Origin of the sequence: Kitasatospora sp. NPDC101447 (genome assembly GCF_044767225.1) — a bacterium.
Lineage (GTDB): Bacteria > Actinomycetota > Actinomycetes > Streptomycetales > Streptomycetaceae > Kitasatospora.
The window spans coordinates 1-14,433 of the sequence record NZ_JBIWNL010000061.1 but is presented as its reverse complement, the minus strand read 5'-3'; the positions used below and the strand labels follow the sequence as shown (position 1 = coordinate 14,433).

14 protein-coding genes are annotated in these 14,433 nt (G+C 74.3%); 8 read left to right on the top strand and 6 right to left on the bottom strand.

The window, feature by feature from the left end:
* Positions 1 to 96: 96 nt before the first annotated feature.
* The 5 genes from ACIRST_RS41040 to ACIRST_RS41020 all read right to left on the bottom strand — a co-directional run bounded on the left by ACIRST_RS41040 (position 97) and on the right by ACIRST_RS41020 (position 5,063).
* On the bottom strand, positions 97 to 681 hold the full coding sequence (locus tag ACIRST_RS41040; protein ID WP_402809593.1) for an NUDIX hydrolase: 585 nt from the start codon (positions 679 to 681) through the stop codon (positions 97 to 99).
* Positions 678 to 1,838 (bottom strand): type III polyketide synthase, encoded by a 1,161-nt coding sequence (locus ACIRST_RS41035; protein WP_402809591.1) that lies wholly within the window; start codon positions 1,836 to 1,838, stop codon positions 678 to 680. Before ACIRST_RS41035 ends, ACIRST_RS41040 begins: the two co-directional genes overlap by 4 nt.
* Positions 1,839 to 1,919: 81 nt before the next feature.
* A complete protein-coding gene (locus tag ACIRST_RS41030; protein ID WP_402809588.1) occupies positions 1,920 to 3,125 on the bottom strand; it encodes a cytochrome P450 in 1,206 nt (401 codons plus the stop codon).
* 199 nt (positions 3,126 to 3,324) lie between these two features.
* On the bottom strand, positions 3,325 to 4,011 hold the full coding sequence (locus tag ACIRST_RS41025; protein ID WP_402809620.1) for a response regulator: 687 nt from the start codon (positions 4,009 to 4,011) through the stop codon (positions 3,325 to 3,327).
* A gap of 221 nt (positions 4,012 to 4,232) precedes the next feature.
* Positions 4,233 to 5,063: a sensor histidine kinase gene (locus ACIRST_RS41020; protein ID WP_402809585.1), complete on the bottom strand. Its 831-nt coding sequence runs from the start codon at positions 5,061 to 5,063 to the stop codon at positions 4,233 to 4,235.
* 139 nt (positions 5,064 to 5,202) lie between these two features.
* Here ACIRST_RS41020 and ACIRST_RS41015 point away from each other — a divergent pair, with 139 nt between their 5' ends.
* The 5 genes from ACIRST_RS41015 to ACIRST_RS40995 all read left to right on the top strand — a co-directional run bounded on the left by ACIRST_RS41015 (position 5,203) and on the right by ACIRST_RS40995 (position 11,430).
* Positions 5,203 to 5,928 (top strand): ABC transporter ATP-binding protein, encoded by a 726-nt coding sequence (locus ACIRST_RS41015; RefSeq protein ID WP_402809582.1) that lies wholly within the window; start codon positions 5,203 to 5,205, stop codon positions 5,926 to 5,928.
* Entirely contained in the window at positions 5,925 to 8,237 is a 2,313-nt protein-coding gene (locus tag ACIRST_RS41010; RefSeq protein WP_402809580.1) for an FtsX-like permease family protein, read from the top strand. Before ACIRST_RS41015 ends, ACIRST_RS41010 begins: the two co-directional genes overlap by 4 nt.
* Before the next feature lie 176 nt (positions 8,238 to 8,413).
* Positions 8,414 to 9,727, top strand: a complete 1,314-nt coding sequence (locus tag ACIRST_RS41005) for a hypothetical protein (RefSeq protein WP_402809578.1) — start codon at positions 8,414 to 8,416, stop codon at positions 9,725 to 9,727.
* 42 nt (positions 9,728 to 9,769) lie between these two features.
* Positions 9,770 to 10,705 (top strand): hydroxymethylbilane synthase, encoded by a 936-nt coding sequence (gene hemC / locus ACIRST_RS41000; protein WP_350524376.1) that lies wholly within the window; start codon positions 9,770 to 9,772, stop codon positions 10,703 to 10,705.
* Between the two features lie 188 nt (positions 10,706 to 10,893).
* Positions 10,894 to 11,430, top strand: coding sequence for a hypothetical protein (locus tag ACIRST_RS40995; protein WP_402809575.1), 537 nt, complete (start codon positions 10,894 to 10,896; stop codon positions 11,428 to 11,430).
* A 7-nt stretch (positions 11,431 to 11,437) separates the two neighbouring features.
* Here ACIRST_RS40995 and ACIRST_RS40990 read toward each other — a convergent pair whose 3' ends face one another.
* Positions 11,438 to 12,214, bottom strand: coding sequence for a winged helix-turn-helix domain-containing protein (locus ACIRST_RS40990; protein WP_402809572.1), 777 nt, complete (start codon positions 12,212 to 12,214; stop codon positions 11,438 to 11,440).
* Positions 12,215 to 12,285: 71 nt separating this feature from the next.
* Between ACIRST_RS40990 and def the strand changes: the two genes are divergently transcribed.
* The 3 genes from def (at position 12,286) to ACIRST_RS40975 (ending at position 14,281) form a co-directional block, all read left to right on the top strand.
* Entirely contained in the window at positions 12,286 to 12,933 is a 648-nt protein-coding gene (gene def, locus ACIRST_RS40985) for a peptide deformylase (protein ID WP_402809570.1), read from the top strand.
* Positions 12,930 to 13,643, top strand: coding sequence for a class I SAM-dependent methyltransferase (locus ACIRST_RS40980; protein WP_402809568.1), 714 nt, complete (start codon positions 12,930 to 12,932; stop codon positions 13,641 to 13,643). Before def ends, ACIRST_RS40980 begins: the two co-directional genes overlap by 4 nt.
* A 74-nt stretch (positions 13,644 to 13,717) precedes the next feature.
* Positions 13,718 to 14,281: a hypothetical protein gene (locus tag ACIRST_RS40975; protein ID WP_402809566.1), complete on the top strand. Its 564-nt coding sequence runs from the start codon at positions 13,718 to 13,720 to the stop codon at positions 14,279 to 14,281.
* Positions 14,282 to 14,433 lie beyond the last annotated feature (152 nt).

The window sequence follows — 14,433 nt, the reverse complement described above, 5'->3', positions numbered from 1 at the left end:
CGAGTCATATCACCGTAAAACGGACATTGCGCTCCGATGTTCGTCCGTTCCAGTGATCTTCCGGGGCGGCGGGAATAGCCGCGGTCGACCGGCGCCTCAGCCCAGTCCGGCTCGCCGCCGCAGCTCCACCGCGAGCCCGATCAGCTCGCCCCACCAGGCGTCGTGCCCGGTCAGCAGCAGTCGCTGCGCCTCGGCGACCGGCACCGGACGGACCTCGACCACCTGCTCGCCGTCGGCCGGGTTGGTCGGCGAGGACTCCAGTGCGACCTCTCCCCAGCCCCACAGCCACGCCTTCTCCGGGTGCGGCTGCCACGGCCGGTACGGCACCGGGTCGTCGGTGCGGCAGCGGTGCGCACCCAGCCAGCCCGGCTCGCCGAGCAGCCGGGCACCCGCCTCCTCGCGCAGCTCGCGCTCCAGGCAGGTGGCGATGCTCTCGCCCTGCTCCCGGGTGCCGCCGGGCAGGAACCAGTGGTCCCGGTCGTCCCGGCAGAGCACCACCTCGCCGTCCGCGAAGCCGACCAGGTGGATGTTGGTGACCAGGTCGTCCGGCGGCAGCACGGTGGAGAACTGCGCGTCGTAGCGCCCCCAGCTCCAGTACTGCGGCGCGTGCAACGCCGGGAAGCGGGCGGCGAGTTCGGCGGCTCTGGCGGAGGCGTCGGTGCGGTCCGTGGTATCGGTCATTCGGTGATCGTAGTGCCGGCCGGGAAACGGCGGGGGACGGTCGGATGGACGAGGGCGATGTCGGAGGTGGAGATGGCACGCGGCCGGCGGGGGCGCGGTGCCTCGGCCGGCGCGCCGACCCAACTCCCCAGTGAGATCTCGGCGGTGATGCCCGGCCCGAAGCCGGCGATCAGTCCGGTGGTGCCCTCCGGCACGCCGCCGTCGTCGAACAGCCGGGCGAGGGCGTCGAACACGACGGCACTGGCGATGTTGCCGCGTTCGGTGAGCGTGGCGCGGCTGTAGCGGAAGGTGGCCGGTTCCAGGTTGAGGAAGCGGCACAGGTCGTCCAGGATGCGGGGGCCGCCGGCGTGCACGATGTAGAAGCCGAGCCCGGACACCTCCCAGCCGTGCTCGCCGGCCAGGCCGCGCAGCGCGGGCGCGAGCATCTCCATCGTGCCGGGCACCCGCTTGTCCAGCTGGAAGTGGAAGCCGGTGTCCTTCACCCCGTAGGAGATCCAGTTCTCGGTGTCCGGGACGAGGTGCGAGCCGTTGCGCTCGATCTGGACGCCGTGGCCGCCGTGCCCGCGCATCACCACGGCGGCCACCGCGTCGCCGAACAGGCCGTTGGAGAGCAGTGAGCCCACGCCGAGGTCGGTCGGCTGGTAGCAGAGCGAGCAGAACTCGCAGGCGACGATGAGCACGTTGGAACCCGGGTAGGCGCGGCAGAAGTCGTGCGCGCGGTTGACGGCGGCCCCGCCGGCCGCGCAGCCGAGCTGGGCGATCGGCACCTGGCGGGTGTCGGAGCGGAAGCCCATGGTGTTGATCAGCCAGGCGGTCATCGACGGCATCATGAAGCCGGTGCAGGACACGTAGACCATCAGGTCGATGTCCCGGGCGGTCAACTCGGCGTACGCCAGGGCCCGTTCGATCACCTCGGGGACGCGGCGCTTGGCCTCGCGCTCGTACACCTCGTTGCGGCGGGTGAAGCCCGGGTGGGTGAGGGTCCGCTCGATCGGCTGGACCAGGTGCCGGGTCCGCACCCCGGTGTTCTCGATCAGCCGCAGGGCCAGGCCGAGCTGGGGGTGGTCGGCGTGCAGGGCGCGGGCGAGGTCGAGGGTCTCGCCGAGGGTGATGACGTGCTCGGGCACGGCGACGGCGGGGCGGCAGAGTGTTGCCATGGGTGTGTGGGTCTCCCCTGGGGGCCTGGGGGCAGGCCGGTGGATGCGTGGAACGGGTACGGGCGGCGCGGCGCGGCGCGGCTACCAGGCCACCGGCAGGGTGCGCGGGAAGCGCCAGATCGAGCCGGAGTCCCAGTCGAGTTCGGCCGGGTCGACGGCCGGTCGCAGGCCGGGGAAGCGCCGCAGCAGGGTGCCGATGGCGACCTGCAGCTCCATCCGGGCCAGGTGTGCGCCGAGGCAGTGGTGCTGGCCGTACCCGAAGGTCATGTGGGTGGGTGCGCCGCGGTCGAGGTCCAGCTCGTCGGGGCGCTCGTACACCGCCGGGTCGCGGTTGGCGGTCAGGTAGGAGACGTGCACCGCCTCGCCGGCCCGGATCAGCACCCCGCCCAGCTCCACGTCCTCGGTCGCGACCCGGGCGATGCCGACGCCTTGCCGGAACGGGATGAAGCGCAGCAGCTCCTCCAGGGCGCGCGGCAGCATCTCGGGCCGGGCGCGGAGCAGGGCGAGCTGCTCCGGGTGGGTGAGCAGGGTGTGGGTGATGTTGCCGAGCTGGTAGGTGCTGGTGTCGTGCCCGGTGACCAGCAGGACCATCGCCATCACGGTCAGCTCGTCGGCGTCCAGCAGTTCGTCGCCGTCGCGGGCGGTGGCCAGGGCGCTGATCAGGTCCTCGCCCGGGGCGGCGCGGCGGGCCGCGGTCAGCTCGCCGAAGTAGGCGCGCAGCGCGGTCTTGGCGGTCTCCTGGCCGTCCCGGCTGCCCGGGCCCATCCGCATCATCGCGACGGCGTGGCCGCGCAGTTCGGCGCGGTCGGCCTCGGGGATGCCGAGCAGTTCGCAGATGGTGGTGAGCGGGAGCCGGCCGGCCAGGAAGTGCATCAGGTCGGCGGGGGAGCCGTGCTCGGTCATCTCGTCGTAGTAGCCGTCGACGATCCGCTGGGTGGCCGGGCGCATCCGTTCGACCTGGCGGTTGGTGAAGCCCTGGGCGACCAGCCGGCGCAGCCGGTTGTGGGCGGGCGGGTCCATCAGGTTGATCGCTTCCGCCTGGGCGATCGGGGCGGGCGTCATCCGCGGCAGGTCCCGGCCGATGCCCGCGGCGCGGCTGAACCGGCGGTCGGTGGTGACCACCCGGACGTCCTCGTAGCGGGTGGCCAGCCAGGCCTCGCCCTCGCCGTGCGGCAGCCGGATCCGGGCGATCGGGGCCTCGGTGAGCAGCCGCTTGAGGAGGGGGTCGAACTCCAGGCCGTCGGTGTGGTGGAAGGGGCAGTCCCACACGGGGGCGGTGGTGGTCACGGGCCTGTCCAATTGTCTTCGTCATGCCGGGTGATGCCGCCCGAGGTGGTTCTTCCGTTCGGGCGCGGACATGCAGATGTTCCCCCATGGATTGGCAAAAAGGGCGATTCGACGGGGAGTTAGCTCAAATGAGTGAGCTGCATGATTGTCATGCGAACTGCCTGTTGTGGCGGGCCAGTTGGGACGGGCACGTCGGAGATCAGCCGCCGCCCGGAGCGACCAGGCCGGTCTCGTAGGCGAGGACCACCGCCTGCGCCCGGTCGCGCAGGTTCAACTTGGCGAAGATCCGGGCCACGTGCGTCTTCACCGTCGACTCGCTGAGGGTGAGCTCGCGCGCCAACTCGGTGTTGGAGAGCCCGCGTCCGAGCAGGGCGAGCACCTCCGCCTCGCGCGGGGTGAGCGGGGCGAGGTCCCGGTGCAGCGGCGGGCCCTCGGCGCCGGGAGCCGGCCGCGGGGCGCCGGCCGCGAAGCGCTCGACCAGGCGCCGGGTGATCGAGGGCGCGAGCAGGGCGTCCCCGGTGTCCACCAGCCGTACGGCGGCGGCGAGATGGGCGGAGGTGACGTCCTTGAGCAGGAAGCCGCTCGCCCCGGCGGCCAGGGCGGCGTAGACGTAGTGGTCGAGGTCGAAGGTGGTCAGCATGATCACCCGGCAGCCCGGCACCCGGGCGAGGATCCGGCGGGCGGCCTCCAGGCCGTCCGTGCCGGGCATCCGGATGTCCAGCAGGGCGACGTCCGGCCGGTGCAGGACGGCGGCGGCCACCGCCGCCTCGCCGTCGCCGGCCTCGGCGACCACGTCGATGCCGCGCGCGGTCAGGATCATCCGGAAGCCGGTGCGGACCAGCTCCTGGTCGTCGGCGATCACCACCCGGGGGCGGCGCTCCGCCACCGGGTCCCGCACCTCCGCCGCGGTGCCCTCTGCCGCGGTGTCCTCGCCCACGGTGTCCTCGCCCACGGTGCCCCCCTCTGCAGTGATCTCTTCCACGGCTCTCCCCGTCGAGGCCTGCGGTGCCTCGCGGCGTGCGTTGCCTTGCGGCGTGCGCCCTTGCGGCGTGCGTTCCCTCGCGGGTGCGGTGCCTTACGGCGTGCGCCCTTACGACCTGCGCCCGGTCACGGCCGGTCCAGCGGGATGCGGGCGCGGACCCGGTAGCCGCCGCCGAGCCGGCGCCGGGCGTCCAGGTCCCCGCCGTACACAGCGACCCGCTCGCGCAGGCCGAGCAGCCCGCGCCCGGTGCCGTCGGCCGGGCGCGGCGAAGGGGCGGGGCCGTCGGCGAGCACGCTGGGCCCGCTGTTGAGCACCTCGACCCGCAGGTAGTGGTCCGCGTAGCGCACCGTCACCTCGGCCGTCACCCCGTCCCCGTGCTTGAGCGCGTTGGTCAGCGCCTCCTGGACGATCCGGTACGCCGTCACGTCGATGCCCGCCGGGAGCGGCCGGGGCTCGCCGGAGATCCGCACCTCGACCGGCAGCCCGGCGAAGGCGAACCGGTCGATCAGCGGGCTCAGCCGGCTCAGGCTCGGCTGCGGCGCGAAGCCGCCCCCGTCCGGCTCCTCGCTGCCGTCCGCGGCGGGTGCGAGCAGGCCGAGCAGGTGCCGCAGTTCGGTCATCGCGTCCCGCCCGGCGGCCTCGACCGCGCCCATCGCCGCCGCCGCCTCCTCGGGCATGGTGGCCAGCACCTCGCGCGCCGCCCCGGCCTGCACCACCATCAGGCTCACGTTGTGACTGACGATGTCGTGCAACTCGGCGGCGATCCGGGCCCGTTCGGCGTCCACGGCGGTACGGGCGGCGCTCTCCCGCTCCCGCTCCAGCAGCCAGCCGCGCTCGCCGATCGCCGACCGGTGCAGCCGGCGCGCCCGCGCGAGCGCCACGGCCAGCCGGCCGGCCCCCGCGCACGCCGCCCCCGCCACCGCGGCGGACGCCCACTCCACTTCGGTTCCCCACACGGCGTCAGCTTCCCAGGTCACGGCATGATCCACATCATCCGGGGGTGCCGCGCCCGTACATCCCCGGTACTACGACGGCCCGCGGTTACACCCCGGGTGGGACGTACCGGCCGGGCGCCCGCCCCTACCGTCGTCCACCATGAGCAACGACCACGACGGGACCTCCCGGCCGGACGACGCACAGGTCGTCGTCGAGCTGTCCGGGGTGCACAAGGAGTTCGGCGACGCCAAGGCGCTCGACGGCGTCGACCTGCGGATCCGGGCGGGCGAGGCGGTCGCCGTGATGGGCCCCTCGGGGTGCGGCAAGTCCACCCTGCTGAACATGGTGGCCGGGCTGGACCGGCCCACCGCCGGCACCGTCCGGGTGCAGGGCCAGGACCTCGGCGGGCTGAACGAGACCGGCCTGGCGCTGTTCCGCCGCCGGCACATCGGGATGATCTTCCAGTTCTTCAACCTGATCGACGACCTCCCGGCCCTCGACAACGTCGCCCTGGCCGCCCAGCTGACCGGCACCACCGCCCGCCAGGCCCGCCGCCGCGCGCTGGAACTGCTGGACGAACTCGGCGTCGCGCACCGCAAGGACGTCTACCCGGCCGCGCTCAGCGGCGGCGAGCGCCAGCGGGTCGCGGTGGCCCGGGCGCTGATGAACCGCCCGGCCCTGCTGCTCGCGGACGAGCCGACCGGCGCACTGGACAGCCGCTCCGGCGAGCAGGTGATGGACCTGCTGATCGACCTCAACCAGATCGGGCAGACCCTGCTGATCGTCACCCACGACCCCGACCTGGCCGCCCGCTGCGCCAGCCGGCTGGTCGAAGTGGCGGACGGCCGGGTGGCGCGCGAGCGGATGCTGGAGGCGCAGTCGTGAACGGCGGAGCCGTCTGGCGGGCCTCGCGCGCGGCCGTGAAGCGCCGCAGGGTCCAGACCATTGTGATCGGCCTGGTGGTCTTCTGCTCCACCACGACCGTGCTGCTCGCCCTCGCGGTGATCAGCGCCGCCCGGGCCCCCTTCGACGACGCCTTCGGTGCCCAGCGCGGAGCGCACGTCGTGGCCGCCTTCGACGCCGGCAGGGCATCCGCGGAGCAGCTCGCCGCCACCGCCCACCGGCCGGGCGTCGAGGCCGCCGCCGGGCCGTTCGACCAGGTCGTGGTGGAGATCCCCACCGACTGGGCCGGCAACCCGCCGGGCCCGCTGCCGCTGGTCGGCCGGGCCGACCCCGGCGGCCCGGTGGACCGGGTCGAGCTCCTGTCCGGGCGCTGGGTCGCCGCCCCCGGCGAAGTGGTGCTCGACTCGCCGTTCGGCGGCTCCGCGACGAGCCAGCTGGGCAAACCGATCACCACCGACCGGGGACTGAAGCTCACCGTCGTCGGCTTCGCCACCAGCATGAGCCGGTCCGCCGGCGGCTGGGTCACCCCCGGGCAGGCCGCCGACCTGCAGCCCACCGGACGGCAGATGCTCTACCGCTTCGCCGACGCCGACACCGCGCGGCAGCTCACCGCATCCCTCGGCACGGCCACCGAGGGCCTGCCCGCCGATGCGCTCACCAGCGCGCAGTCGTACCTGGTGCTGAAGCAGGCCTTCTCCGCGGGCGCCGACGCCTACCTGCCGCTGATGACGGTCTTCGGCGTGCTCGGCCTGGTGGTCGCCACGCTCATCGTCGGCAACGTGGTGAGCGGCGCGGTGGTCTCCGGCTACCGGCACATCGGCGTGCTGAAGTCGATCGGCTTCACCCCGCGTCAGGTCGTCACCGTCTACCTGACCATGGTCTCGGTGCCCGCGGTCGTCGGCACCGTCCTCGGTACGGCGGCCGGCTGGGCGGCGGCGTACCCGATCCTCCGGACCGCCTTCAGCGGGATCATGACCGGCGTCGCCGTGATCGAACCGGCCGGCTGGCTGCCCGCCGCGACCCTCGCCGGCGTCCCCCTGCTGGTCGCCCTCGCCGCGCTCGTCCCGGCCTCCAGGGCGCGTCGGCTCTCCGCCGCCCAGGCCATCTCGGCGGGCAGCGCGCCGCGCACCGGACGCGGGCTGAAGGTCCAGCGCCTGCTCAGCGGCACCCGGCTGCCGCGCGCCGTCAGCCTCGGCCTCGGCCAGCCCTTCGCCCGCCCCGCCCGGACCGCGCTGACCATGGCGGCGATCGTGCTCGGCGTGGTCACCGTGACGGTGACCACCGGCGTGAGCAGCACCCTGAGCCGGACCATGGCCCCGACCGACGACAGCACCCACGTCAACGTGCAGACCGCCCACTTCGCGGGCAACCGCACCGCGCCGCGGCTCACCCCGGCCCAGACCGAGGCGATGCTGCGCGCCACCCCCGGCGCGGCGGGCGTGGTGACCCGGGGGCTGGTCCGGGTGGGCCTGATCGGCTACCCCCAGCCCGTCTTCGGCGACTTCTACGGCGGCGACGACATCGGGGCCAGCAAGTGGCTCCGGGTGGTCGAGGGTCGCCCGCCGGCCGGCCCGAACGAGGTCTCGGCCGGACCGGCCTTCCTCGACCAGCACGGGCTCAAGCTCGGCGACCGGCTCACCCTCGACCTGGAGGGCCGGCACCTGACCGTCACCATCGTCGGCAAGGACGTCGAGGGCAACCCGAACGCGATCACCTCCAACGACGCGACCCGGGCCGCGCTCACCGACGACCCGCACCACGTCGAGTACGACGTACGGCTCTCCAAGGGCGCCGACGCCGGGGCGTACCGGAAGGCCGTGACGGACGCCGACCCGAGCCTGACGCCCTCCGTCGTCACGCCGCACCCGGACGCGGCCACCGTCGCGGTCAAGAGCTTCACCACGACGTTCACCGTCCTGCTGTCGGTGGTCGCCGCGCTCGGCGTCTTCAACACCCTGCTGCTCACCATCCGGGAACGCCGCCGCGACCTCGGCATGCTGAAGTCGATCGGGATGACGCCCCGGCAGGTCGTCACGATGACGATCACCTCGGTGGCCTGGCAGGGCGCGCTCAGCGGCGTCATCGGCATCCCGGTCGGGATCCTGACGCACCGGCTGATCGTCGAGAACGTCCGGATCATCGCCTTCACTGACGATGCGATCGACGTCTGGGGCGCCCCGCTGCTCACCGGCCTCGCCCTCGCGGGGGTCGTGATCGCCGTCCTCGGGGCACTCGTCCCGGCGCGGTCGGCGGCCCGGCTGTCGATCGCGGAGGTGCTGCACAACGAGTGAGCCGCGGGGGTGGGGGGCGGGGGCCGGCCGTTCGTCGCGCCCGGCCGTCGTTCCCGGCTGTCGTGCCCGGCTGTCGTGCCCGGCCGTCATTCCCGGCCGTCACTCCCACCGGAACCGCCCGACCGTCCGCCCGCGTCCCAACTCCCGCTGAGGACAAGGTGATCGAGGAGGACGTCGTGTCACTGTTCAGGGCGCCGGGCCTGGGCCGCCGGGCCGCGGTCACACTCGGCGGGATCGTCCTGCTCAGGCTCGGGCAGAACCTGCCGCTGCCGGGCGTCGACCCGACCGTGCTCGGGCGGGTCGCGGACGGGGCACTGCCCGGCGACCGGGTGCGCGGACTGGTCGACCTCGTCACCGGCGGCGGGCTGTACCGACTGGCGCTGCTCCCGTTCGGGGTGCTGCCGCTCCTCCTGGCCCGACTGACCGTCCCCGCCCTCGCCCGGCTGCACCCCCGGCTCGGCGCACTGCGCGCCGTGCGCCCCGGGCTGCTCCTGCTGCAGCGCCGGACCGCCCTCGCGCTCGGCCTGCTCGGCGGCCTCGCCCTCGCACTGGTCGCGGCGACCGGACACCTGCTCCCCGGCGCGGCGGCCGGGGACGGCGTACTGCGGCTGCACGGCGCCCTCGCCGTCGCCGTCCTGACCGCCGGGGCCGCCGCGGGCACGGCGGCGCTGGTGCCGCTCACCCGGTGGATGGACCGGCACGGGCTCGGCGACGCGATCGCGGTACTGCTGTTCGCCCAGGTCGCGGCCGTGCTGCCCGGTCAGCTGTGGGCCGTCCGGGAACGGGCCGGGTCCGGCGCGTACGCGTCGGTGCTGGCGGCCGTGCTGGTGGGGCTGGCCGCGACGATCGCCCTGGTGACAGCCGGGCGCAAGGGGGAGCGGCGGGTCGAGCTGTTCTACTCCCCGCTCGGCGGGCGGCGTGCGGGCGCCGAACGCCGCTACCTGCCGCTGGTGCTCAGCCACCGGGGATTCGTCCCGGCGGTGGCCGCCGCCCTGCTGCTCGCTCCGCTGCGGCTGCCGTGGTTCCCGTACCTGGTGCTGCTGTTCCTGCTCGCCGCGGCCGGGTCCTGGCCGGCGGTGCTGGACGGCCGGTCCGTGCTGACCGACGCCGACAAGCTGCTGCGCACCCGCGCGTACGTCCCCGGCGTCGAGCCCGGCAAGGCGACCGTCGACCACCTCGCCGCCGTACGCAGCCGGGTCGCCGTCGCCGAGATGCTGGGCACCGGTGTGGTCGCCGTCCTGCCGGCGCTCGTGCTGTCGGCGGCGGGCGCGGTCAGCGGGTTCGGCGCGGTCGGCGGGGCCGGCGGACTCGGCGGGTTCGGCGGACTCGGCGGGTTCGGGGCGTTCGGCGGGGCCGGGGGTGCCGGGGGCTACGCGTTCGGCGGGGCGAGCGTGCTGGTGGTCGCCGGGGCTTCGATCGACGCGGTGGGGCCGCTGTTGCAGGACGTGCAGCGGAGGCGGATGAGGCGGCACTATGCGCCATACGCCTGACGTGCCGTCAATGACGGGTGTTCGAAGGCCTATCATCGCGCCATGTCCACCGCTGAGCTGATCCGCATCGTCTCCCGCTCCTCGCCCATGGCGCTCGCCCAGGTCGAGCGGGTCCGCGCCGAACTCGCCGTCCTGCACCCGGACCTTCGCACCGAGGTGGTGCCGGTCACCACCTCGGGCGACCGCTGGACCGGCGACCTCGCCCACCTGGGCGGCAAGGGCGCGTTCACCAAGGAGGTCGACGCCGCGCTGCTCGCCGGGGAGGCCGACGTCGCCGTGCACTGCCTCAAGGACGTTCCCGCCGACCGTCCGCTGCCCGCCGGTACCGTCTTCGCCGCCTACCTGCGCCGGGACGACATCCGCGACGCCCTCGTCCACCCCGGTGGCCTGACCCTCGCCGAACTCCCGCCCGGCACCCGGATCGGCACCTCCTCCGTCCGCCGCACCGCCCAACTCGCCGCCTCCCACCCGCACCTGGAGTGCGTGCCGATCCGCGGCAACGCCAACAGCCGGCTCGCCAAGCTCGACGCCGGGACGGTGGACGCCCTGCTGCTCGCCGTCTCCGGCCTGGAACGGATCGGCGAGCAGGCGCGGATCACCGAGATCCTCGGCGTCGACGCGATGTGCCCGCCCATCGGCGCCGGGATCCTCGTCCTGCAGTGCCGCGAGGACGACACCGCGACCATCGACGCCGTCACCACGCTCGGCCACCACGACACCTGGCGGGAGGCGGCGGCCGAACGGATGTTCCTGCACGTGCTGCAGGGCCACTGCAACAGCCCGATCGCCGGCTACGCCAAGGCCGAGGCGGACGGCCGCCTCTCGCTGCGCGGCCGGGTCTTCACCCCGGACGGCAAGCAGGTGCTGGACGCCCACGAGTGGGCGGGCGCGCTCAACCCGGAGGACCTGGGAACCTCGGTCGCCCTTGCGCTCAAGCGGCAGGGGGCGCAGGAGCTGATCTCCTCCATCCCGCACTGACCGTCCCGTCCGGAGCGGGCGCCCTGGGTACCCGGACGGCGGAGAGCCCGTCCGGGTGCACGGTCCGCCGTCCCCGGCGCGCGTACGTCCGGCTCGTCCGGGCGTGCGGTGACCCGTCCCGGGGTGACGCGCGGAGATTCCCCCCTCGGGGCGAGAACCGGCCGCGGGTGCGCGGCGTCCGTTGAGGAGTGATCAGTGCGGTGCTCGGCGGGATGCCGATGTTCTGGCCCGGGCTGCTGCTCTCGCTGGCGCCCGCGGCCCTGTTGAACCGGCCGGTGGGGCGGTTGCTGCGGGCCCACTGGGCGGTGGGCTTCGTCCTGCTGCTCGGGCTCGGCGGGGTGGTCGTGGCGACACTGCTGCCGGAGGCGTTCCGGCTCTCCGAGGACGCCGTGCGGCACTGCACGGTCGAGGGCGGTCGGCCTCGGTCGCCGTACGAGCTGCTGCACGTCCGGTACATCGAGCTCAAGCTGGCGACCTACGCCCCGGTCGGCTTCGCGGCCGCCCTGGCGGGGACCAGGCGGCGGGCGGTGGTGGCGCTGCTCGGCGCTGCGGTGCTGCCGTTCGCGGTGTCGGCGATGCACTACGCGCTGCCGGTGATCGGACGGTCCTGCGATGTGCAGGACGTCTGGGACGGGGTGCAGGGAGTCGTGCTGGGCGCGGCGGTGGGGCTCCTGGTCGGTCCGCTGGGACGGGCGGTGGCCCGGCAGTCCTGGCACCGGGCCTGAAGCGTGGTCACCGTTCCTCGGGAAGCTCCCCGGGGTTCGGGTCGGGGTTCGGGGCCGGGTTCGGGGCCGGGCTCGGGTCGGGGTTTGCGGCCGGGTTCGGGGCCGGGCTCGGGGAGGGGAGTGCGGTGGCAGGCGCGGCGGGAAGCGCGTCGAGGAGAGGGAAGAGGCGCGTGACGGCGGCGACCGGGCGGGCCCCGGCGGGGCGGGTGGCCGGGTCGGCTTCGCGGCCCCGGTAGCGGGCGAGGACCTGACGGACGGCCTCGCCGACGGCCGAGAGCTCGTCGGGGGTGAGGTAGACGACGGCGCTGAAGGCTTCGTCGTGCTGCCAGTCGGCGGGGGCTTCGGCGCGGTGCGCGAGCCAGCGTTGGTAGCTCTCGTCCTCCAAGCCGCGGGCCAGCGCGCCGAACCCGTCGCCGAACCCGTCGCCGAACTCCTCGCCGGCTCCGGGGGTGAACTCGTCGCCGACCCCAGGGCCGACCCCGTTGCCGGGCCGGCCGCCGGGCTCGCCGCCCGGCCGGCCGTCGGGCTCCTGCGGGTTCCGGGGTGCCTGCGCTCGGGGCAGGCGCCAGGGGCGGGCGCGGCCGTCGACCGGCGGGGCCTCCTCGATCAGGCCGTGTCGGCCGAGCTGTCGCAGGTGGAACGAGCAGAGGCCGGAGCTGACGCCGAGCCGGGCGGCGGCTTCGGTGGAGGTGATGGTGCCGTGCTCGGCGAGCAGGTCCAGCAGGGCGGTGCGGACGGCGTGCTCGGGCAGGGCGCCGGCGGTGGCGAGATCTTCTTCGGTCACTTTGCAAAGTCTGCTACTTTGCAAAGTCGGTGACAAGTTGTCATGCCTGGACTGCGTCGAGGAGCACGCCCATGTCCGACCTACGCGAACGTCCCCCCGTCCTGCGAATCACCGAGATCGGGGAGTCGATCCTGCACGGCCCCTGCCGCCCGGCCCGCGAACAGGACTACGGCAGTGAGGAGTTGGCGCAGCTGATCGACTCCATGTTCCTGACCATGTACGTCGCCGACGGCTGCGGGCTAGCCGCCAACCAGGTCGACGTGGACCTGCGCCTCTTCGTCTACGACTGCACCGACGACGACGGCGTCCGGCACACCGGCCACCTGCTCAACCCGGTCGTCGAGCCGCAGGCCGCCGGACGTCGGCTGATCGAGGACGCCGAGGGCTGCCTCTCCGTCCCCGGCGCGGGCACCCCGGCCCTCGCCCGTCCGGCCCGCGCGGTCGTGCGCGGCTTCGACCGGCACGGCAGCCCGCGCACCGTCGAGGCCACCGGCTACTTCGCCCGCTGCCTGCAGCACGAGACCGACCACCTCGACGGCCGGCTGTACGTGGACCGGCTCTCGCGGCGCGACCGCAAGGACGTGCTCCGGCAGACGGCGGACCGCCGGGAGGAGGTGTTCGCGCGGCGGGCAACGGCCGGCGAGCGGCCGGACTGGGGCGGGACGGTGCAGGAGTGCGACGCGTCGTGCCGCTGCCGGCGCCTGGAGGCGCGGGCGTGAGCGAGCCCGACTTCCTGGCTGCGATCCGGACCTCCTACGACACCGTCGCCGCCGACTACGTCCGGACCGTCGTCCCGCCGACCGGGATGGACTCCCTCTCGCAGGCGATGCTGGCCGCCTTCGCGGAGCTGGTGCGGGGTGCGGGCGTGGGCGGGCCTGCGGGTTCGGGTGCGGGTGCGGGCGTGGGCGTGGGCGTGGGTACGAGCGCGGGGGCGCCGGTGGGTCCGGTCGCCGACCTCGGCTGCGGACCGGGCAGGGTCACCGCCCACCTGGCGGCGCTGGGCGTGCCGGCCTTCGGGGTGGACATCTCGGGCGAGATGATCGCGCTCGCCCGTCGCGCGTACCCCGAACTCCGCTTCCTGCAGGGCACGATGACCGACCTCGACCTGCCCGACGGCGCCCTCGGCGGCATCCTCGCCTGGTACTCCGTCCACCACACCCCGCCCGAGCTGCTGCCCGCGCTGTTCGCCGGGTTCCACCGCGTCCTCGCGCCCGGCGGCCACCTCCTCCTCGGAGGCCACGTCGGCGACGAACACCTGCACCCGGTCTCGGGCTACGGCCACCCGGTGACGTACTCCTCCTACCTCGTCCCGGCCGACCGCCTGGTCGAGCTGCTGGCCAGGGCCGGCTTCACCGTCACCACGCGACTGGAACACCTGCGACCGGAGCACCCGGGCCGCGGGTACGTCAGCCTGCTGGCGCACAGGTAGATGGCTCCGCCGGGGGAGGGGGTCGATTCGGGCGGACGAGGCGGGGCACCGGTGCTGTCGGCGACGGTGGACGCATGCTGACGAACATTCCGCTGGGCGACACCGAACGCCCCGTCCCCCGTTGGGCCCTTCGCCTGGCCAGGGCGCTCCCATTCGTGGTGCTGCCGCACTGCCTGTGGCGGCTGCCGTTCGCGGTGGACTTCCGGATGGGGACGATCGACCCGGCCGCCCCGGCCTTCACCTGGTGGGCCACGCCGTACGTGATCGGCCTGAGCGTGCTCACCGAGGCGCTGGCGCTGCTCACCCTGGGACTGGTCAGCGGATGGGGCGAGGTCTTCCCGTCCTGGGTGCCGTTCCTCCGGGGCCGACGGGTGCCGCGGCTCGCCGCCGTCGCCCCGGCGGTCCTCGGCGGGCTGGCGCTCGTCGCCCTCTTCGATCCCATGCCCCTCGCCTGGCTCGGCGTCCTCGGCTTCGAGGAGGTCGCGTACTCCAACGGCTGGTGGCAGGCCCTGGCCCGGGTCTGCACCTCACCCAGCATGCTCTGGGGCCCGATCGTCCTGGCCCTCGCCTGCGCCTACCACCACCGCCGCCGCCCCACCCCCGACCCCGGCCCCGGCCCCGCCAGGGCCACTATGTAGACCGCCCGACATATTCCTGCCGCCCGCCCCGAGACCCAGAGAGGCGCCTGCACAGGAGGGACTATCACGATCTAGGTGTACGGCACCCGTTTGGACTAGGTGTTGATCTTGTTGGCGGGCGTGGGCCGGGTGGCCTACGCCCGTCCGGCTGA

Excerpts from the sequence above, each read along its gene's own strand:
- def (WP_402809570.1), top strand. The coding sequence starts at position 12,286 with ATGTCCGACCTACGCGAACGTCCCCCCGTCCTGCGAATCACCGAGATC.
- ACIRST_RS40975 (WP_402809566.1), top strand. The coding sequence starts at position 13,718 with ATGCTGACGAACATTCCGCTGGGCGACACCGAACGCCCCGTCCCCCGT.
- ACIRST_RS41040 (WP_402809593.1), bottom strand. The coding sequence starts at position 681 with ATGACCGATACCACGGACCGCACCGACGCCTCCGCCAGAGCCGCCGAA.
- ACIRST_RS41035 (WP_402809591.1), bottom strand. The coding sequence starts at position 1,838 with ATGGCAACACTCTGCCGCCCCGCCGTCGCCGTGCCCGAGCACGTCATC.
- ACIRST_RS41015 (WP_402809582.1), top strand. The coding sequence starts at position 5,203 with ATGAGCAACGACCACGACGGGACCTCCCGGCCGGACGACGCACAGGTC.
- hemC (WP_350524376.1), top strand. The coding sequence starts at position 9,770 with ATGTCCACCGCTGAGCTGATCCGCATCGTCTCCCGCTCCTCGCCCATG.